We start from the raw sequence: 20373 nt of genomic DNA, 5'->3' as shown, positions 1-20373 counted from the left end.
CATGGAGACGTGTCCATGGTGTGAGGTCGGAACATTACAATCGGTAACCGATACAGTGTTTTGGGAGTTGCCAGATGGATCGAGAGCGGTTGAAATTGATGAAACGCCATCGTTCTATTGTGATAATTGCCATGCGCTATTTCAGAGTGATGAAACGACTAAAGAGATTGAAGACCAGCTGTTTTTAATTGATACGAAAGAGTTAGGGAAACAGACGACGTATGACGAGTTATTGAAGATGAAGCGGTTGTTAAAGCGGAATTATTTTGATTTTGGGAAATAAAAAATAATTAGAAGTTACCTCATCATCTACTTTTTTTGGTGAGGTTTTTCTGTGCGCCCGGCGGTGCAGTCGATAGGGTGCACATCTCGAACAGTGAAGGCATTATTAGCGGTTGCTTTCCGTAGTGACGCGGAATTCTGAAGGAAGCAAGCGGTATATTGAGATATATTATTTTGGAGGCCTCTTTTGGAGGGGTCTTTTTAAATTTCTTCAAAGGGTATTAGGGTAGATGAAAAAGCACTGTTAAAACAACTAAATTTTATTTTCAAAATACGAAGAGCAGAAATAATAATGAAAGACCAATCGTACAAAATTAAAATCCCTGCGGCTGTTGTAAAGGAAAGGAAAATTGAAGGGCCTGTTATTTTATATCATCAATGGCCGGTCCAAGAAAAAATCCAGTACCAATAGTGCAGCCAACCCCTATCAAGGACAATTCTCAACCATTTTAAATCTTCATCTTCACTCCCGTACTTTGACCACTAGGAATAAAAAAATCCATGCAGTATCTCCTCCTCACATATTCAAATTTCTTTTCAAAGCAAGTAGGTATTTAGATTACCTGTTTCTCTGAACATCCCCCAAATGAATTCATATATATATCCCGCCTATAAGTATGATTGTGAGAAATTACCATTCTTAATAAGCATTTTTTGGGATAACTTCATTTTTTGTGGATAACTTAGAAATGAATCTTAAAAGAAAGGGTACATATATGAAAATAAAATGGGTTACATTAGCTATTCTTTCTACCATCGTCAATGTGCTTTCTGGCTGTGAATCATTAGCGGTCTTAGACCCTAAAGGACCTCAAGCCCAAACGCAGGCCAATGTGATTTGGCTATCAATTGCGATCATGGCGGTTATTGTTATAGTTGTTTGTGCTATTTTAGTCTTTGTGTTAACGAAATACCGTGACTCTAAACTACCTAAAGATTATGAACCACCCTACATTGAAGGGAATCATGTTGTTGAAACGATTATTGTTGGGGTCCCAATTTTAATCGTCATTTTCTTCTCCGTTGTTTCTGTAATTTCCAACAATAAAGTGGAAGCCACTCCGGAAGGGTACAAGGGTCAAGATCCATTAGTTATTTACGCTTCGTCATCAGACTGGAAGTGGCATTTTAGTTATCCAGAAAACGATATCGAGACAGTTAACTACTTGTATATTCCAACAAATCGACCACTTGAATTTAAACTTTATTCATTCGGGCCTATCACGAGTTTCTGGATTCCACAACTTGGCGGTCAAAAATATGCCATGTCTAACATGGTGACCACATTACACTTAGCAGCGGACGAATCAGGGGAAATGATGGGACGAAATGCAAACTTTAGTGGGAAAGGATTCGCTGAAAATATGTTCAACGTCGAAGCGATGTCTCAAGATAAGTTTGATGAATGGGTAAAGGAAGTTAAAGAAACTGCGAAACCCATTACTGAAGTAAGATTCAATGAATTATTAAAACCGGGTCATGAAGGACAGTTAACGTTTACTGGAACTCATTTAGACTTCTCACCAGCTCCAGAAGGTGAAAATGCTGGACATCATCATGGCTCAAGTGACTCTAACGCGAATTCAAAAGGCGAACATATGGAACATGATCATAAGTCAAGTAATAGTAAAGAAAAACCAGTACACAATCATGAATAATTGCTTAGTCTATCTCGAGAAAAATATTTTCAGAAAGGAAACACAAAAGTATGGGTTTTTTTTCTAGATTTCTTATACCTAATCCTAGTCCCGTCATTTACTCATCAATGGTGGCCATTGGTGTTACTGTTCTCTTGATCATTGTTGGTTTAACCCACTTTAAAAAATGGTTTTTTTTATGGAGTGGCTGGCTAACAACCGTCGATCATAAAAGAATAGGTATTATGTATCTAATATCTGCTTTGCTAATGCTATTTCGTGGCGGGGTAGATGCTGTGATGATGCGTGCGCAACTTGCCGTACCGGATAACAAATTATTAGATTCACAGCACTATAATGAAATTTTTTCAACACATGGGGTTGTGATGATTCTCTTTATGGCGATGCCGTACATTATGGCCTTAATGAATTTCGTAGTGCCATTACAAATTGGAGCCCGAGATGTAGCATTCCCACGTCTAAATGCCGTAAGTTTCTGGTTATTTTTTATGGGTGCGATGCTATTCAACATCTCTTTTGTAATTGGTGGTTCGCCTGATGCAGGGTGGACATCTTATTTCCCGCTTGCAGGTAATGAATTTAGCCCGCATGTTGGAACGAATTATTATATGATTGGTATTCAGATAGCCGGAATAGGTACATTAATGACGGGGATTAACTTTTTGACGACTATTCTTAAAATGAGAGCACCCGGTATGACATTAATGAAAATGCCAATGTTTACATGGTCTGCTTTAGTCACAAGCATTATTATCATTTTCGCATTCCCTGTATTAACAGTGGCGCTGATCATGGGAACAATGGATCGACTATTTGCAACCAAGTTTTTCACAATGACTGATGGGGGTATGGATATGCTTTGGGCTAACCTGTTCTGGGTTTGGGGACATCCTGAAGTTTATATCTTAATTTTGCCTGCATTTGGTCTTTTTAGTGAGATTATCCCAACCTTTTCACGACGTAACCTATATGGATATCGATCAATGGTTGCTTCAATGGTATTTATCTCTATATATTCATTCTTCGTTTGGACGCACCATTTCTTTACAATGGGGCAAGCAGCATATGTTAATAGTATTTTCTCGATTACAACGATGGTAATCGCTATCCCGACTGGAATCAAGATCTTTAACTGGTTGTTCACGATGTGGAAAGGCAGAATCAGATTTACCGTACCTATGCTTTATTCAATAGGTTTCATACCTCTTTTCACAATCGGTGGAGTTACCGGGGTTATGCTTGCGATGTCAGCGGCGGATTATCAATACCATAATACAATGTTTTTAGTAGCTCACTTCCACAATGTCATTATTCCGGGTGTAGTATTTGCTGTGCTTGGTGCCGGAACTTACTACTGGCCGAAAATGTTTGGTTTCATGTTGAATGAAAGGATTGGGAAATGGGCGTTCTGGTTTCTAACCATTGGTTTTTGCTTAGCATTCTTCCCTATGTATATTACGGGTTTAGATGGTCAAGCACGTCGTATGTACACATACTCTGAATCGACTGGATTTGGACCATTGAATATGATTTCGTTTATCGGGGCAGCTTTAATGGCAATCAGCTTTGTATTAATCGTATATACGATTTACTATAGCATTCGCCATGCTCCAAGAGATGTTAGTGATGATCCGTGGGATGCACGTTCCCTTGAATGGGCTACTCATAATCCAGTACCAGAATATAACTTTGCTATTATTCCACAAGTGAACTCAAGGGAAACGTTTTGGGATGCTAAATATAATGGTCATGAATTATTCAAGGGTGACTATGAAAAAATTCATATGCCCAATAACAGCGGGGGACCGTTTATCCTGTCCTGTATCTTCTTTGTCTTTGGATTTGCGTTAGTATTCAGCATATGGTTTCTTGCGATTATTGGGTTAATCGGTATCTTTGTTTGCATGGCTCATCGTTCATTCGAAATTGATCATGGGCATTACATTTCTGTAGAAGAAATTAAAGAGACAGAAGCAAAATTCGGAGGTGTTAATAAATGGAAATAGATCACTCGCAACCTCTTGAATATAGTACGGAACAAAATCGTCTAAATATTTTAGGCTTCTGGATTTTCCTTGGAGCCGAAATTATGCTTTTTGCAACACTCTTTGCATCATACTTTACATTAGTTGATCGTACGGGTAATGGACCTGCAGGAGCAGAATTATTTGAAATCACTCCAGTACTTGCTGAAACATTCTTGCTCTTAACAAGCAGTTTTGTCATCGGGCTTGGAATTCATGCCATGCGAATTGGCAACAAGAAAGCTATGTTGACATTTTTCGTAATCACTCTCCTTCTTGGATTAGGATTTATAGGATTTGAAATTACTGAGTTCATTACCTATTATCGCGAAGGAGCTACACTGCAAACTAGTGCATTTACATCGATGCTTTTTACAACATTAGGGACACATGGAGCACATGTTACATTAGGGCTTTTCTGGGGGTTATTTATTATCCTTCAAGTGAAAAAACGCGGGTTGACACCTGAAACAGCCAATAAATCTTTCATTTTCTCTCTTTACTGGCATTTCTTAGATATCGTTTGGATCTTCATCTTCACCTTTATCTACATGAAAGGGATGACATGAACATGAAGGAATTATTCCCGGCTAAGCAAGTATGGGGGTTTGTATTTTCATTGATTTTGACGTTTGTAGCTATTTTGGTTTACTTCTTCAATATGTCAAAAGCAACAGGCATGACGATTTTTATATTGACAGCATTCATACAAGCAGCTGTTCAACTAGTTGTGTTTATGCATGCTCGTGAAACTGATGATAGCAAATCAATTTTTATGACATTATATTGCGCTATATTCCTAGCTCTAATTACTGTCTTCGGTACAATACTATGTATGATCTGGGGTTGGAGTTATTGATATGATACAGCTTGGGAACAGAAGGCGTATGATGAGTAATTGAAGTTGAAATAGGGACAATGAGCTATGAATAGGGAAAAGCTTATAAAGCCCTATCACAATATAACTGCTGATAAATTCCAATTTTAAAAAGACCTTCATTTAAGGGATACGGCTATTGAAATTCCCTTTTAAGGTTATTTCCAATCCCAATGAGAATGGGGGAAATAGCAACTGATCGTGCGGATTCAGATAGCCATCTAAAAAAATGTTTTATAAACTATTAGGGAAAAGTAATAGCAAGGTGTTTGATGGCTGGGAAGAGTACCAAAAAGAAATTCCCTATTTCTCCAGATGCAATGAAAGCATATCATTATCAAGAACTTCATCGTGAAAATCCTACTCGTGAGTAATATGTTCTTCATACTATTCGTAAGAGGTGTAAGGCGATAGTGAAAAGACTGGATTTTTTACAGCAAACAAAAGCAATAAATTGTTCCATATAATATGAATGAATAAATCCCCTCATTTTAGACAGAACAGTGTAAACCACTATTTCTATCGATGAAGGGGATTTGATTTTTCCTTTCAGAAAACTATAGCCTGCGGGAAATTGAAGGTTTTTGAAATCATTCCGTCACCCTTCATGCGGAATGACAGACCGTGCACCGCATGTTTATTATAGGCCTTGGGCATTGATTGATACCAGTTGAAGAACTTCGTCTCCTTTATCGAACATATTTAGAACGATATCGTAAAAAATAAAGAAATTTTCCGTTTTAAGGAAAGAGTACGATATTTTAGTGTAATTCCGTAATAAAACGAATGCGTTTTGTGTTGAAAAATCGTGGATTTCATAAAGTGAGGAAGAAAAAACCAAATTGTTTTTTAAAAAAGTGGACGGAAGCGAAAGTTTCCGATATATTAAAGCAGAAATCATAGTTATTTTAGGGGGGCTCGACATCATGAGACCATTTTATTTATATTTAATGAAATTTCGACAACCAAAGGAGATTGATGCAATCACTAAATTTGCCAATTATGCCTATGAGGATCATGGCTTCCCAAAACAATCGACTGATTATAATGAACTGAGCAGTTATTTAGAATTGAATGCAGACTATCTCGAAAGTATGTCAGTATTCGATCAAGCGTGGGAACAGTATGTCCAAATAGAAGAAGGGCTCATATTGGGAGATCAGGAATAGGGAGGATTGGAAGGATGTTAAAAAGCCTTCAAACCCGAATTTTGCTTTATTCTTTACTTATTGCAAGTGTTCCTCTTCTGATTTTGGGAATCATATCCTATGGATCACAACGCTCCCTTCTGGAGAAGGAAGCAAAAAATGCCCTGAATGCAGGTTCACTGAATATTGTAAATGAAACATACAGCTATTTGAACGAACGGATCAGTGATGTGAAATTAATGAGTGCAAATTCTGCAATCATCAATCCTGGCCACTCAAAAGAAGAGAAGTCAGATGAACTAAAAAAGTTTATCGATGCAAAAGGAAATTATTACGGAGTTATGCATTTGGATATGGAAGGCAATGTCATTGCAGATACATCCAATAAAATGATCGGGGATAACCTCGCGAAGAGAATATGGTTCAAAGAGGCAATAGAAGGTCATGAGTTCCTTTCAGACGTATATAAAACCCGGGCTTTCTCAGAACCGATTATAGCTCTGAGTACGCCGGTATATGATCATGCAGGGGAAATGATCGGAGTCGTATCCACAGCTTTCCGTTTGGAAGGGTTGTGGGAGATGATGGAAAAAAAAGCTGATGAAATTAGTGATAAATACCCAGTGAACTTTTTCATGATCAACCAGGAAGGCATCATGATTTCGAAAAAAGACCCACATGGCATTATGCAGGATTCTGCCTTGAGAGAAATGGGATTAACAAAAGATAAGCTGATGGAAGCTTCGTTATCGGATGATTTGTACAGTGCAGAGAATGGGGAAAAAATATATTCCATCAAGCCTGTCCATACGATAGCCCAAACAGAGAATAAATGGTTTGTTGTTGTGGGTGCTGATAAGAAGCAGGTGTTTCAGCCTTTGAATGACCTATTGACACGGTACCTGACCATCTACAGCATCGTTTTTGTTTCTATCATTCTGGCTGTCTATTTACTAACAAAGACCCTCGTTCGGCCAGTTCAAGAACTTGTCGAAGCAACAGAGGATTTCATAGGAGGAAAGGAATTCATCATTTCCGATAAAAGAAGCTTCGAGGAAATGGAAAAATTGAACCTTGCCTTTCTAAGAATGATGGAAACGATAGAAGATCGTGAGAAGGAAATCGTCCGTACGGAAAAATTGAAGTATGTAGGCCAGCTTGCTGCCGGTGTCGCCCATGAAATCAGGAACCCATTGACGACAATAAAGGGTTTTTTCCAATTATTGAAGAGCCAGGATCATGATAAATCATTGATAGAAAAATATAGCGATGTCATGCTTCATGAAGTGGATCGGGTCAATGTATTTGTAACACAACTTCTTGATTTGGCAAAACCGCATCAACTGGAATGGGAGAAAATCGATTTAAAGGATTTCCTTGATGAAATTATGGATACCTATACTTCCTCAATTCCGAGTTCTCATGTAAGAATAATTAATGGCATGACACAATCCGTCATTGTTTATTCAGACAGAAACCGGTTAAGGCAGGTTCTTCTGAATGTCTTGAATAATGCATGTGAAGCCATCGAAGCAAGGGGGCAGATTGAACTGCATCACGATTCCATCTCCCAATATATAAGATTAGTGATCAGTGATGATGGAAAAGGTATAAGTCCCGAGAATTTAAAAAATATCGGTATGCCCTTTTATACCACCAAACCGGATGGAAACGGATTAGGTGTAGCGACATGCATTCAGATAATGGAGGAATTAAAAGGGAAATTCCAAATTGAGAGCGTCCCCGACGAAGGAACGAAAGTGACGCTCACTATCCCCACTACGAACCGTCTCATTAAATGAGGCGGTTTTTGGTTGTAGTGCCCTTAAATAAATGGGCCGGTTAATTAGCTAAATGAGCAATATGCCCGCTTAATTCCATTAACCTCCATGTTTGTTTGTGCATATAATTTACTAATCAAACGATAAGGACCATATTGGGGGATGTCTCTTATGGGCAAAAAAAAACAGCCGAAATTTAAATTAGGCGATACAGTCGTAATAACAATGTATGGGACAGTCGGGAATATAACCGATGTAAAATTTCTCGATGGTGCTTATGTGTATGAAGTGAACTATAGTGAAGGTCTTTATATCGAAAAAACATTGCAATCGATAAATGAATATGAAGGAGAAATCCTTTATCCGAAAGAACAAATCGATATTGAATATAAATTTTTATTAGGTGACTTGGTCCAAGTGGATGGATATGAACAGGATTATTTCAAGATTATCGGCTATCGAACGGAAATTTGGCGCTATAAGGAAAATGCCTGGGAGGATGTAATCTATGAGTTATCAAGAATCTCTGATAGTGAATGGCTTGAAGCGCATGAAGAAGAACTGACTTTGATTGCCGATGCTAAACGTGCAGATGGAATCATTAAAAAGTTGGGTCTGCTCCTTCCTCAAAAGAAAAATGAGCTTGCTATCATTGCTAAACAAAACAACCCTGGTAAAGGTGAGCGAGAAATGACAATGACAAAAGATGAAAAAAAGGAAATGATTGATGGCCTGTTGGATTTATATAATGATTATTGTAAGCTCTACGAACATTTTGGCGATGATGAATATCGTCACATCATGAAAATCGCCCTTGCTAAAATAGAAAAGGCGGCAGAGGAAATTTATCCAGATCATAAAAAGAAGCAAACGAAGTGAAAGACACCTATAAAGGGCAATTTCCAAATTCCCTATAGAAGTATCCATTCAAATTGAACAAGAATGGAACTTGATAACGATAGACCCTTCATATGTTTTTCCATTAAGGGATGCCTTACTGGTATATTTGTCTCTACACATTCATAGACCTTTAAATAAGGGGGCGATGATTTGCGAGAAATTGAGGTTTTTATTGATACAGAAGAGATAGCGGAATTCTTTTTTCAAGAATTGATAAGACGGGGCTATCTTCCAACAGAAGCTGAAGTTGAAGATCTTGCTGACATCACATTCGAATATCTTCTTGAAAAATGCATAATTGATGAAGAAGTCGATGAGTAACCTGTCATAAGACGGTTAGCAGCTTCCTTTCCCTTAATTTTATTAACCATTAAAAAAAAGACGGCGGACCTCCGCCGTTTTGTTTGCGATTTAGGAAGGGTGCCAAAAGTCGTTTCGTGATTTCCAGTTTTTCAAGTTCCAGATAAGGTTCGATTTTCCTAACTTGTGGTTGATATGGTATAGTAGTTTTTGAATATCATTTCAACCACAAGTTAAGGAGGACATAGTCGTATGAGCGTACATATTGGTGCAAAAGAGAATGAAATTGCGGAAACGGTCTTACTTCCTGGGGACCCGTTGCGTGCAAAATATATTGCTGAAACATTTTTAGAGGATGCTAAACTTTATAATGAAGTTCGTAACATGTTTGGATATACAGGGACATATAAAGGAAAACGAATTTCTGTACAAGGTACAGGCATGGGTGTCCCATCCATTTCGATTTACGTGAATGAATTGATGAATAGCTATAATGTCCAGAAGTTGATTCGTGTGGGAACTGCAGGAGCGATTCAAAAAGATGTAAAAGTCAGGGATGTGATCCTTGCCATGAGTGCTTCCACCGATTCCCAAATGAACCGCATGACTTTCGGCGGGGTGGACTTTGCCCCGACCGCGGATTTCGAATTACTTAGAAAAGCTTATGACGCCGGCACGGCAAAGGGCTTGCAATTGAAGGTCGGTAATGTATTTACGGCCGATCAGTTTTATAACGATAATAGTGAATTGGAAAAATGGGCAAAATACCAAATACTTGCGATAGAAATGGAATCAGCGGCCCTTTACACGCTTGCTGCTAAATTTGGACGCCAAGCTTTATCCGTATTGACCATTTCCGATCACATTTTAACTGGTGAGGAAACGTCGGCGGATGAGCGCCAGTCAACCTTTAACGAAATGGTTGAAGTGGCATTGGAAGCAGCTATCCAGGACTGATAATTTTATGTAAATGACAGGCGGGTGACCAGGAATAAGTGATGCTGTATAATAGCATGTTGGATACAGGCTCATTTGTTCCAGGTATCCGCATTTTTGTAATATCAGGAGATGCCAGTTGTCCTTGGAGCATTCTCCATGATTTGAAGTTTTTTAAAAAATACATATGGCTATAAGTTGTTATTTTTGATAACTATTATTTTTCGATTGGCAAGAAAGCTGATAAAATAGGAATGAAATCGTTTATATCGTCATGAAGAATGAAAGTGGTGAGGCTTCAGTGGAAGAAGAAAATCAAAAACAGACAAAAGAGGCAGGGAAATTCATAAAAATAAAGAAGTTTACGTTCATTATGGGGATTTTCTTAGTCATATTTCTAACTGCAGGGATTACTACAATAGCCTTGACCTTTGGAGATAAAAAAGTAGAGTCATTAGCACCGGATAAGCATGCGGAATTTGAAAAGCTGTATTCTACATACGATAAGATAAAAGATGACTATTATGAAGAGGTTGATGAAGAAAAGCTGGTTGACGGCGCAATTAATGGAATGATCAAATCATTGGATGATCCCTATTCTGCTTATATGGATAAAAAGGAAGCATCGAGTTTCCGTGAGAGCATCTCTTCATCTTTTGAAGGAATCGGTGCTGAGATTCAGGAGCAGGATGGACAAATCATGGTGGTCTCACCGATAAAAGGATCCCCAGCAGAAAAAGCAGGGGTAAAACCGAATGACATCATATTAAGTGTGGACGGTAAAAGTGTTGAAGGACTCAGCTCTTCTGAAGCTGTCCTGAAAATCAGGGGCGAAAAGGGAACGAAAGTGGATTTATCCATCTCAAGAGCTGGTGAGTCGGAACCGATTGAGCTCACCATTAAACGGGACACAATTCCGATTGAAACGGTATATGCGGAAATGCTTGATGATGGAGTTGCAAAAATTCAAGTGACCAGTTTTTCCGAACATACAGTCCAAGAGTTGAAAACGGCGCTTGAAGAAATGTCGAAGAAGGACATGAAGGGTCTCGTATTGGATCTGCGAGGAAACCCAGGAGGACTTCTTGATCAAGCAATAGAAATGGCAAGCCTGTTCATACCTAATGGGAAAGTGGTCCTTCAAGTTGAGGATCGCAGCGGGAAAAAAGATGTCTATAAATCGGAGAATGATGGAGAACTGAAAATCCCGGTAGTCGTGTTGATTGATGATGGAAGTGCCAGTGCTTCTGAGATCGTTGCAGCGGCTGTCAGTGAGTCTGCGGACATTCCATTGATCGGTGTCAAGTCATTTGGGAAAGGGACAGTGCAGCAAGCCAAAGACTTTAAAGATGGATCTAACTTCAAATATACGGTAGCTAAATGGTTGACTCCTGAAGGCAATTGGATTCATAAAAAAGGGATCAAGCCGGATATTACTGTGAAGCTTCCTGATTATGCCAGCCTTCCGTACATTTCGCCTGATAAGGAATTGAAAGCATCCGATTCTTCGAGTGAAGTGAAAGCAGCTGAAGAGATGCTGAAGGAAGCAGGCCATGATCCAGGGAAGATAGATGGATTCTTCGATGAAGCAACCAAGAATGCGGTCACAGCATTCCAAAGGGAACAAAAAATTAAAGAAACCGGCACCATTAAGGATGATACTACCGTGAAATTGATGCAGGTCATCCAGGAGAAAATCCTTAAGAACGACACACAAGTGAAAAAGGCAGTGGAAGTATTAAAGAAAGAAATCAATAAATGATTTTGATTGAAAAGCCTGTCAGCGGTTATCGTTGGCAGGCTTTTTTTTCGTTTCATGCATAGAATTCCAAAATTAGGCAGAGAATAGGGGTAATTTTCCGATGAGGTGAGGTAATGAAAGAAAAGGTATTGTTCATATATCTATTGGTCTTGATTCTGGCAGGCTGCATCTATGCCCCTTTACCCAAACAAAATGGAAATGAAGGTACGGAAAAAAAACTAACCAATGAAGAGACTAAGGAAAGCGATAAAACATTTCTGTTAATTGGTGTTGACACAAGGGGAGAGCAAAAATCTCGTTCAGATGCGATTATCCTGGCAAAATACTTTCCTGAGCAGGAGAAACTGAAGCTGGCTTCGATTATGCGTGATAGTTATGTGAAAATCCCCGGGAATAAATCAGGATATAACAAAATAAATGCTGCTTATTATTATGGTGGAAGGGAATTGCTCAAGAAAACCATACAGGAAAACTTCGATGTCAAGATCGACCATGTAGCGGTAATCGACTTTAAGGGATTTGTGAAGATGGTGGATTTACTTGCCCCTGAGGGGGTGGCGGTGAATGTGGATCAGGAAATCATAGATGATATGAGCATCCAAGCAAGCGTCGGTAAAAATGTTTTACATGGTGAGGAATTATTGAAATATGTCCGTTTTAGACATGACGATGAAAGTGATTTTGGCAGGGTTGAGCGTCAACAAGAAGTAATGGTTCAATTAAAAACAGCGTTTATAAATCAAATCTCATCCTTCGAAGGTTTGGCAGCCCTTCCTAGTATAATCGAACAAGGACTCTCGTACTTGGATACGGATATTGGACTGAAAACAATAATGGAAATGGGTCCCAAAGCCGTCTTCCATACACCGGACACGGTCGAGACCTTAAGGGTTCCAGTGAAAGGAAGCTTTAAAGATGAAATATATCCCCAGTCCGGAGCCGTTTTGGAAATGGACTGTACCGAAAATAAAAAGGCACTTCAGGAGTTCTTTTCAAAATAATAAGAATGTCCTATGCTCTTTTATTATCGAAGACATCCTAATATTAACTGAAGATGTTCAAATTTAAATATTGTATTATAGACCTCGCAAGAATAATCTTAATACGATCACCTTTAAAAAACGAGAGGGATAAAAAATCCTTCTCGTTTTTTAACACCATAAAAGGAACCTGGATCAATTAACAAAATGCGGAATGTTTTTGAAGAAATCCGGTGTTATGATGCCGTTTTCGGTAATGATGCTTGTAATTAGATGATTCGGTGTAACGTCGAAGGCTGGATTGAAAGTCTTCACGTTTTCCGGAGCGATCCTTACACCTTGAATGAAGGTGATTTCCGTTCCATTCCGTTCTTCGATCGGGATGGATGTGCCGGATTCGATAGAAAGGTCGAATGTGCTTGATGGTGCGGCCACATAAAAGGGGATACCAAAGTGCTTGGCTAATATGGCCAATCCCAACGTCCCGATTTTATTGGCAGTATCTCCATTTGCCGCAATCCTGTCGGCCCCGACGATAATTCCCTTTATTCCTTTCTGGTGAATCGTATGGGCAGCCATATTATCAGAAATTAAAGTGACGTCAACTCCCGCTTGCATCAATTCCCAAGCCGTCAAACGCGCCCCTTGCAGGACAGGCCTTGTTTCACATGCGTACACTTTTAGCGGAAAGTCCCTTTCTTTAGCCAGGTGGAAGGGAGCCAAGGCTGTGCCATACCGAGCCGTGGCGATTCCGCCAGCGTTGCAATGAGTAAGAATGGAATCTCCTCTATTGAATAGGGATAAACCATGTTCCCCGATTTTCCTGCACATTTCTTCATCTTCAGCAAAGATGGCTTTAGCCTCCGATACAAGTGCTTCCTTGGCAGTTGAAATGCTTTGAGCAGCCTGCAAGGTGTTCTCCATCCTCCTTAACGCCCAAAAAAGGTTGACTGCAGTAGGCCGTGAAGAGGCGAGTTTTTCAATATGCCTCGTTACATTTTTCTTGAATTCCCCTAATTCAGCGGTTGTTTCCTTCTTGGCGCCAAGTGCAACACCAAATGCTGCCGTCAGCCCAATTGCTGGGGCACCGCGAACTTTTAATGACAAAATGCTGTCATATACATCATCAACAGAATGAAGTTCAATAAATTCAGTTATGGAAGGAAGGGCTTGTTGATTTAATAATGTAATATGGGTATCATCCCAATGTACCGAATATGGTAAGGGTGCTAGTGTAGTCATGTGCAGGTCTCCTTTTAAATGGTTGAGTAAGATGGCAGTGTCCGTTGCTTCAACGCTTCAATGACGGCTGGAACATCCAATTCTCCCCGTTTTTTAATTAAAAAAGTACCGATTTCCAATGTTGCCGTTTTGGCTGCGATCCTTGTTTCTTTATCTTCAATGACGTTTAAATCGGCTACATGGGAAAGGCCAATGGTTCGCCGAATCAGTTCGCAGCCGGCAAAGCCGAATGCATCTTTTTTGAATTTTGTCAGTAAATAAGGCAGATAACCCTTCACATGGCGGAATGGACTTTTATTTTGGACCTCCCATAATTTGGTGTAAGTTTCTTCAAAGGCATTCCAAAATTCATGAAGGAGCGTGAAAATCTCTTCCTTTCCAGCGCCATTGCGTGTGACTGCCTGAAAGAGAAGATTGGCGGTGTATTGACCAAGATCAAAACCAACTGGCCCATAAAAAGCGAATTCCGGGTCAATAACCTTTGTTTCAGTTACACTTGCAAATATACTTCCAGTATGTAAATCTCCATGAAGCAAGGCTTCCTGCTCGGTTTCAAAGCTTTGCTTCAGCTTGGCGACCTCAAGTATCACTTCTTGATCATTCCATATTTTTTTGGCGGCATCTTTCAATTCCACCTCGAAATCTCCAGGGAGTTCCTCAAAAAATGGATCCGTGAAAATAAAGACCTCAGTGATTTTGCAGAGTTCGGGATTCGTGAAGTGTCGGGCCACCTCCTTTTTCGAAGAGGGTTCTAAATGATAATCGGATGTATAAAATGCCGTCTTCGCAACATACTCACCAATATGCTGTGAAAGCAATGGATATGAATCGCCATCGATCAATCCTTTTCTAACGATTTTCAAGTGCGATAAATCCTCCATGACTGTGATGGCAAGCTGTTCATCCGAATAGTAGACTTGCGGTACGAATTCGGGGCAATAACTTCTGAAATGAATCAGCGCATTCGCTTCAATGGCTGCCCTTTTCAATGTCAGCGGCCAGCTTTCACCAAGTACCTTGGCATAAGGGACCGCTTGTTTGATTATTAGACCTTTGTTTGTGACCGTGTCTGTAATATGAAAAACATAATTTAAGTTTCCATCGCCGATTTCATTACATTTCAAACTTGCATCCGCATTGACCAACCCAAGTTTTTTTGCAAGGGTTATAGCTGTTTCGTTTGTCAATCTCTTAAAATTTGAATGGTTTTGAGTCATTCTTTTCCCCTCCAGATTCAAAATAAGAATAAAAAAGCCTCTTTCATATAGAAAGAGGCAGAAGTTTTGACTTCGGACCTCTTATCTTCCAGAAAATGAATTCTGGTGGAATTAGCACCGTGCTCTGTGGATTTAATAATCCGGCGGAAGATCCGCCCCATTTCACAATGGTATTACAGTCGGTTGCTGGGCTTCATAGGGCCTTTATCCCTCAGCCTGCTCTTGATAAGAGTAAATGTTTTCTGAAATTTTAATCTTCGGGAAAATAATATCAACTTTTTAAATAGTTTGTCAATGGGTAAATTAATAAAAGTCAGGACGGCGATCCTCGAATACAGGTATTTTGTTACGTGCTTCCGTAACTTTGTTGAAGTCCAAAGTGCCTGTCAATAGTTCGTTTCCTTCTCCGGCTTCACTTATGATATTCCCCCATGGATCAATAATCAAGGAATGGCCCGCAAATATATTATTGACATCCGAACCTGTACGATTAACGGCTACAACATAGGCTTGGTTCTCGATGGCACGGCTTATCAATAAGGCTCTCCAGTGATCGAGTCTCGGCTTTGGCCATTCAGCCGTAACGAATAGAACTTCCGCGCCTTGAACGGTATGGGCTCGCTGCCATTCAGGGAAACGAATGTCATAACAAACGAACCCGGCACATATTTTTTCATCAAGGGTAAATAAACCATCTTTTTCACCTGGCTGCAGGAAATGATGTTCATCCATTAATTGAAATAAGTGAAGCTTATCATATTCTTTAATGAGCTTTCCGTGTTTATCGATGATGATCATGGTGTTATAGATTCCCTTGCTTGTTTTTTTCGCAATGGAACCGCCGATGATGTGAAACTGGTGTTTCTGTGCCTGTGTGTTAAGAAATTCAATCGTTTTTTCTGCCTCTTGATCAGCAATATCATTCAGCCTGGTCAAGTCGTATCCGGTTGTCCAAAGCTCTGGTAATATGACGATATCGGGTTCGGACCGAGCTGCTTTTTCCATCCATTGTTCTGCAACCTGAAAATTGATATCTGGTTGCCCGAAAGCTATATCCATTTGAATACAAGCTATTTTCCACTTCATCGTTTAAACCCCCTACATGTAAAAAATGCTTTACAAGACTACGATAAACATATATCATTTGTGACTAGAATTTCAAGAAATTTCAGAGAAGGTGTATAAATGGTGCAATTCGAAAAATCCGGACTGCTTCAGGACCTGCCCAAGCAGTTTTTTGCTTCACTGGTCGCAAAAGTCAATGCAATCACGGAGCAAGGACATGATGTCATTAATTTAGGCCAGGGAAACCCTGATCAGCCGACGCCGGAACATATCATCAAAAGTTTGCAAACTGCCGCTGAAAAAACGATTAATCATAAATATTCGCCATTCCGGGGACATCAATATTTAAAAGATGCTGCTGCCGTCTTTTATGAACGGGAATACGGTGTCAAGCTGGATCCGAATAGTGAAGTGGCGATTCTCTTCGGGGGAAAGGCAGGTCTTGTCGAACTTCCGCAGTGTTTATTGAATCCAGGTGATACAATCCTTGTTCCAGATCCCGGCTATCCGGATTATCTATCCGGTGTTGTTTTAGCCCAGGCAAAGACCGAACTGATGCCCTTGACAGAAGAAAATGATTTTCTTCCGAAATACGATGACATACATAAAGAAGTTCTTGATAAAGCCAAAATGATGTTCTTGAATTATCCGAATAATCCCACAGGCGCTTCTGCAACTGAAAGTTTCTTTGATGAAACCGTCTCCTTTGCAAAAGAACATTCAATTTGTGTGGTCCATGATTTCGCCTATGGGGCGATCGGATTCGACGGAAAAAAACCGATAAGCTTTCTCCAGGCGGAGGGAGCGAAGGATGTAGGAGTTGAAATATACACTCTATCGAAAACATACAATATGGCAGGGTGGAGAGTCGGCTTCGCAGTGGGCAATAAGAGTGTAATAGAAGCTCTTGAACTATTACAAGACCATCTTTATGTGAGTCTTTTCCCGGCGATACAAGAAGCTGCGGCAAGCGCTTTGCTTGACTCACAGACCTGTGTAGAGCAGTTAGTGCAAATGTACGAGGGGCGAAGGAATGTTTTCATTGAGGGATTGAGGTCCATCGGATGGGAAGTCAAAGCTCCAGCGGCATCGTTTTTTGCCTGGCTCAAGGTACCTGGAGGTTTTACGTCCGAGAGTTTTGCGGACTATTTATTAACGCATGCCCATGTAGCTGTTGCCGCAGGGAATGGGTTCGGTGAATTTGGCGAAGGTTATGTCAGGGTAGGGCTACTGACTTCGGAAGAACGGCTGCAAGAGGCTGTGGAACGAATACGGACATTAAACTTATTTTAATGCAATAAGGTTCACCTTTAAATAGTTAAAACTTATTGACAAAGTAGGAATTACCTGTCAGAATACAAAATAAATTCTTAATCTTTCGATACTTGGATGCAACTTATATATCAGCGTTTTCTTATTTTGAGCAGGTGGAGGGACTAGCCCGATGAAGCCCAGCAACCGACCGTAATTCCATTGTAAAATGGGGCGGAATCCTTCCGCCGGATTTTTTTGAAATCCACAAGGCACGGTGCTAATTCTTGCAGCCGATGGCTGGGAGATAAGAAGATGGCTTTTTAAAGCCTCTTCTTTATGAAGGGGCTTTTGCCATTTTGAGACCATCTCAGACCAATAGTGACATCGAGAGTTTACTAACGTGTTATAGGAGTGATCAGATGAGCGAGATAGTCGCTACTTATTTAATTCATGACCTTATTGGAAATCATGAGAAAAAAGCAGAGAGCATTGCCTTGGGTCTGACTGTCGGGACATGGACGGACTTGCCGCATTTGGTACAGAAACAACTGGAAAAACATAAGGGACGCGTCGTATCGGTGACCCCCCTATCTGAAGAAGAGAGGGCAAACAGCTACTTTAATCGGAAAGTATACCGTTCGCTGATTAAAATTGCCTATCCGGCAAGGAATTTCTCCAATGATTTACCTGCAATCCTTACGACGGTCTTCGGCAAACTTTCATTGGACGGTGAAATAAAACTTATAGACTTGGATTTTGTCGGTGATATTCAAAAAGCTTTTCCCGGGCCGCAATTTGGCATTGAAGGCATAAGGGAAAAGCTTGGCGTATTTAACCGGCCCTTGGTGATGAGCATCTTTAAAGGCGTATTGGGAAGAGACCTAACATTTCATAATGAGCAACTGAAGCAACAAGCATTGGGAGGTGTCGACCTAGTTAAGGATGATGAGATCCTCTTCGACCAGGAACTGACTCCATTTTTCGATAGAATAAAAACGGGAAAAAGAATATTGAATGAAGTCTATGAAACCACTGGCCACCGTACTTTATATGCTGTCAATCTATCTGGGAAAACTTTTGAATTATTGGATAAGGCAGAGCAAGCGGCTGAAGCAGGGGCAGATGCTTTATTGTTCAACGTTCATACATATGGTTTGGATGTATTGCAGGCCTTGAGTGAACATGATCGTATAAAGCTGCCGATCATGGCGCACCCCGCATATAGCGGGGCATTGGCATCTTCATCATTTTATGGTATCGGCTATCCATTATTGCTTGGTAAATTAGTAAGATTATCAGGTGCGGATTTATCCTTGTTCCCTTCCCCTTATGGAAATGTCGCACTTGAAAAAACGGAGACCTTAGCGATTGCTGAAGCTCTGACAAAAGATGAACTTTCATGGAAAAAAGCCTTCCCTGTTCCTTCTGCAGGCATTCATCCGGGCATGGTTCCGGACCTAATCAAGGATTTCGGGCTTGATAGTGTGATTAATGCCGGAGGCGGAATTCACGGGCACCCTGACGGAGCAGAGGGCGGTGCCAAGGCTTTCCGTTCTGCGGTGGAAGCCGTTCTGGCAGGAAAGGAACTTTCTGAAGCGGCGGCTGAGGAAGAAACCCTAAAAAAAGCTCTTGTGTTGTGGGGAGGCCTATAAGAAATAATGAAACCGATCATCTTTTGTGATTTTGACGGAACGATCACCAACACAGATAATATCATTTCAATTATGAAGAAATTTGCGCCTCCGGAATGGGAAGCGTTGAAAGACGGTGTCCTTCAGCAAAAAATCAGTATATCTTCAGGAGTTGGGGATATGTTTTCCCTGCTTGATAGTGGCTTGAAGGATGACATAATCCAATATGTAAGAAAAACGGCCGGCATTCGTCCAGGGTTTTATGAATTCGTTGAGTATACGAAACAAGCCAATATCCCTTTATATATTGTAAGCGGGGGCATGGATTTTTTCATTTCACCCCTTTTGAATGATATCTTGCCAACAGAGTCCGTTTATTGCAACCATGCATTTTTTGATAAGGAAAAGATTTATATTGAGTGGCCACATGCTTGTGATGAGCAATGTAGTAATGATTGCGGTTGCTGCAAGCCATCCATTATGAGGGAAATTGCGGGTCCGGAAGATTTTAAACTCGTTATTGGAGATTCAGTTACGGATTTTGAAGCGGCAAAACAGGCCGATTTTGTCATAGCCCGTGACATATTGCTTGAAAAATGCGGTAGGGAAGGAATTCCACATCAAGGATTCGAAACATTTTTTGATGTAATTGACATTATAAAGCAGCAGGAGGTGGTTAAAGCGTGAACACTCATTCTAAAGAATTGCTTGAGTTGGCAGATATTAAAGCTGAACTGGCCGAAAGGGATTGGTTTATGGGAACAAGCGGGAATTTGTCCATCCGCGAACCTAAGAGCCCTTTCTTTTATATTACCGCAAGTGGTAAGGATAAAAGGAAGCAATCGGATTCGGACTTTTTACTGGTGGATTTAAAAGGAAAACCAGTTGAAGATACGAACCTAAGACCATCGGCCGAAATGTTACTTCATACAGACATTTACCGAAAAACCAATGCGAACTGTGTACTCCATGTCCATACAGTTGAAAATAATGTGATATCGGAATTGTACGGAGATGAAGGCCAAGTTTCCTTTCGTAATCATGAAATCATTAAAGCGACCGGTCGGTGGGATGAAGATTCGGAGCTTCGGATTCCAATCATATATAATCACGCTGACATACCGCTGCTATCCGATAAGTTCAAGCCGCATGTCGAAGAAGACTCTGGCGCTGTGCTGATACGCAATCATGGCATTACGGTTTGGGGCAAAAGCGGATTCGAGGCAAAAAGAATACTTGAAGCCTGCGAATTTTTATTTCAATATCAACTGTTACTTAATCAACAAAAGGCGTTTGCAGGTTCTATAAGATAAATA

The 20373-nt window shown here is 40.3% G+C and carries 19 protein-coding genes, 1 pseudogene and 2 riboswitches; of the genes and pseudogenes, 16 read left to right on the top strand and 4 right to left on the bottom strand.

Annotated elements, in window-relative coordinates; all coding sequences use genetic code 11:
* The first annotated feature begins 1 nt into the window (after window position 1).
* On the top strand, window positions 2-283 hold the full coding sequence (locus ACJ9PY_RS15070; RefSeq protein WP_063575878.1) for a YokU family protein: 282 nt from the start codon (window positions 2-4) through the stop codon (window positions 281-283).
* Window positions 284-609: 326 nt separating this feature from the next.
* On the opposite strand, the pseudogene ACJ9PY_RS15065 reads toward ACJ9PY_RS15070, so the two are convergent.
* A pseudogene (locus ACJ9PY_RS15065) lies at window positions 610-719 on the bottom strand (hypothetical protein); the annotation flags it as partial.
* A 279-nt stretch (window positions 720-998) separates the two neighbouring features.
* Here ACJ9PY_RS15065 and qoxA point away from each other — a divergent pair.
* From qoxA to ACJ9PY_RS15010, 11 genes are all read left to right on the top strand, one after another.
* Window positions 999-1940 carry a cytochrome aa3 quinol oxidase subunit II gene (gene qoxA / locus ACJ9PY_RS15060; protein WP_411738469.1) on the top strand — a complete coding sequence of 314 codons (942 nt, stop codon included), beginning with the start codon at window positions 999-1001 and terminating at the stop codon, window positions 1938-1940.
* Window positions 1941-1990: 50 nt separating this feature from the next.
* Window positions 1991-3946 carry a cytochrome aa3 quinol oxidase subunit I gene (qoxB, locus tag ACJ9PY_RS15055; RefSeq protein WP_057277335.1) on the top strand — a complete coding sequence of 652 codons (1956 nt, stop codon included), beginning with the start codon at window positions 1991-1993 and terminating at the stop codon, window positions 3944-3946.
* The gene (qoxC, locus tag ACJ9PY_RS15050) at window positions 3937-4533 is read left to right on the top strand and encodes a cytochrome aa3 quinol oxidase subunit III (RefSeq protein WP_063575880.1); all 597 of its coding nucleotides are present in this window, start codon (window positions 3937-3939) and stop codon (window positions 4531-4533) included. Before qoxB ends, qoxC begins: the two co-directional genes overlap by 10 nt.
* A gap of 2 nt (window positions 4534-4535) precedes the next feature.
* Window positions 4536-4823, top strand: coding sequence for a cytochrome aa3 quinol oxidase subunit IV (gene qoxD, locus ACJ9PY_RS15045; RefSeq protein WP_057277337.1), 288 nt, complete (start codon window positions 4536-4538; stop codon window positions 4821-4823).
* A 944-nt stretch (window positions 4824-5767) separates the two neighbouring features.
* Entirely contained in the window at window positions 5768-6010 is a 243-nt protein-coding gene (locus tag ACJ9PY_RS15040) for a YozE family protein (protein WP_034307512.1), read from the top strand.
* Window positions 6011-6024: 14 nt separating this feature from the next.
* Window positions 6025-7791 (top strand): ATP-binding protein, encoded by a 1767-nt coding sequence (locus tag ACJ9PY_RS15035; protein ID WP_106027680.1) that lies wholly within the window; start codon window positions 6025-6027, stop codon window positions 7789-7791.
* 150 nt (window positions 7792-7941) lie between these two features.
* A complete protein-coding gene (locus ACJ9PY_RS15030) occupies window positions 7942-8649 on the top strand; it encodes a hypothetical protein (RefSeq protein WP_411738468.1) in 708 nt (235 codons plus the stop codon).
* Between the two features lie 171 nt (window positions 8650-8820).
* Window positions 8821-8991, top strand: coding sequence for a YozD family protein (locus ACJ9PY_RS15025; RefSeq protein ID WP_064505166.1), 171 nt, complete (start codon window positions 8821-8823; stop codon window positions 8989-8991).
* Window positions 8992-9222: 231 nt separating this feature from the next.
* On the top strand, window positions 9223-9927 hold the full coding sequence (deoD, locus tag ACJ9PY_RS15020; protein ID WP_034307509.1) for a purine-nucleoside phosphorylase: 705 nt from the start codon (window positions 9223-9225) through the stop codon (window positions 9925-9927).
* Between the two features lie 280 nt (window positions 9928-10207).
* Complete coding sequence (locus ACJ9PY_RS15015) at window positions 10208-11668, top strand: S41 family peptidase (RefSeq protein ID WP_411738467.1); 1461 nt, start codon at window positions 10208-10210, stop codon at window positions 11666-11668.
* A gap of 113 nt (window positions 11669-11781) precedes the next feature.
* Complete coding sequence (locus tag ACJ9PY_RS15010; protein WP_411738466.1) at window positions 11782-12669, top strand: LCP family protein; 888 nt, start codon at window positions 11782-11784, stop codon at window positions 12667-12669.
* A gap of 174 nt (window positions 12670-12843) precedes the next feature.
* Here ACJ9PY_RS15010 and mtnA read toward each other — a convergent pair whose 3' ends face one another.
* The 3 genes from mtnA to ACJ9PY_RS14995 all read right to left on the bottom strand — a co-directional run bounded on the left by mtnA (window position 12844) and on the right by ACJ9PY_RS14995 (window position 16193).
* A complete protein-coding gene (gene mtnA, locus ACJ9PY_RS15005) occupies window positions 12844-13890 on the bottom strand; it encodes an S-methyl-5-thioribose-1-phosphate isomerase (RefSeq protein ID WP_096337444.1) in 1047 nt (348 codons plus the stop codon).
* A gap of 14 nt (window positions 13891-13904) precedes the next feature.
* On the bottom strand, window positions 13905-15107 hold the full coding sequence (gene mtnK / locus ACJ9PY_RS15000; protein ID WP_411738465.1) for an S-methyl-5-thioribose kinase: 1203 nt from the start codon (window positions 15105-15107) through the stop codon (window positions 13905-13907).
* Between the two features lie 78 nt (window positions 15108-15185).
* Window positions 15186-15339, bottom strand: a riboswitch (SAM riboswitch).
* A 71-nt stretch (window positions 15340-15410) separates the two neighbouring features.
* A complete protein-coding gene (locus ACJ9PY_RS14995) occupies window positions 15411-16193 on the bottom strand; it encodes a carbon-nitrogen family hydrolase (RefSeq protein WP_411738464.1) in 783 nt (260 codons plus the stop codon).
* Between the two features lie 99 nt (window positions 16194-16292).
* Here ACJ9PY_RS14995 and ACJ9PY_RS14990 point away from each other — a divergent pair, with 99 nt between their 5' ends.
* From ACJ9PY_RS14990 to ACJ9PY_RS14975, 4 genes are all read left to right on the top strand, one after another.
* Window positions 16293-17465 (top strand): pyridoxal phosphate-dependent aminotransferase, encoded by a 1173-nt coding sequence (locus ACJ9PY_RS14990; protein ID WP_411738463.1) that lies wholly within the window; start codon window positions 16293-16295, stop codon window positions 17463-17465.
* A 118-nt stretch (window positions 17466-17583) separates the two neighbouring features.
* Window positions 17584-17737: riboswitch (SAM riboswitch) on the top strand.
* A 108-nt stretch (window positions 17738-17845) separates the two neighbouring features.
* A complete protein-coding gene (gene mtnW / locus ACJ9PY_RS14985) occupies window positions 17846-19078 on the top strand; it encodes a 2,3-diketo-5-methylthiopentyl-1-phosphate enolase (RefSeq protein ID WP_411738462.1) in 1233 nt (410 codons plus the stop codon).
* Between the two features lie 6 nt (window positions 19079-19084).
* Window positions 19085-19744: a 2-hydroxy-3-keto-5-methylthiopentenyl-1-phosphate phosphatase gene (locus ACJ9PY_RS14980; protein WP_063590849.1), complete on the top strand. Its 660-nt coding sequence runs from the start codon at window positions 19085-19087 to the stop codon at window positions 19742-19744.
* Complete coding sequence (locus ACJ9PY_RS14975; RefSeq protein ID WP_411738461.1) at window positions 19741-20370, top strand: methylthioribulose 1-phosphate dehydratase; 630 nt, start codon at window positions 19741-19743, stop codon at window positions 20368-20370. Before ACJ9PY_RS14980 ends, ACJ9PY_RS14975 begins: the two co-directional genes overlap by 4 nt.
* Window positions 20371-20373 lie beyond the last annotated feature (3 nt).

The organism is Peribacillus sp. S4 (assembly GCF_046715815.1).
GTDB lineage: Bacteria > Bacillota > Bacilli > Bacillales > DSM-1321 > Peribacillus > Peribacillus frigoritolerans.
Note: the sequence above shows the minus strand (reverse complement) of the source record. Positions and strands in the feature narration are given on the sequence as shown.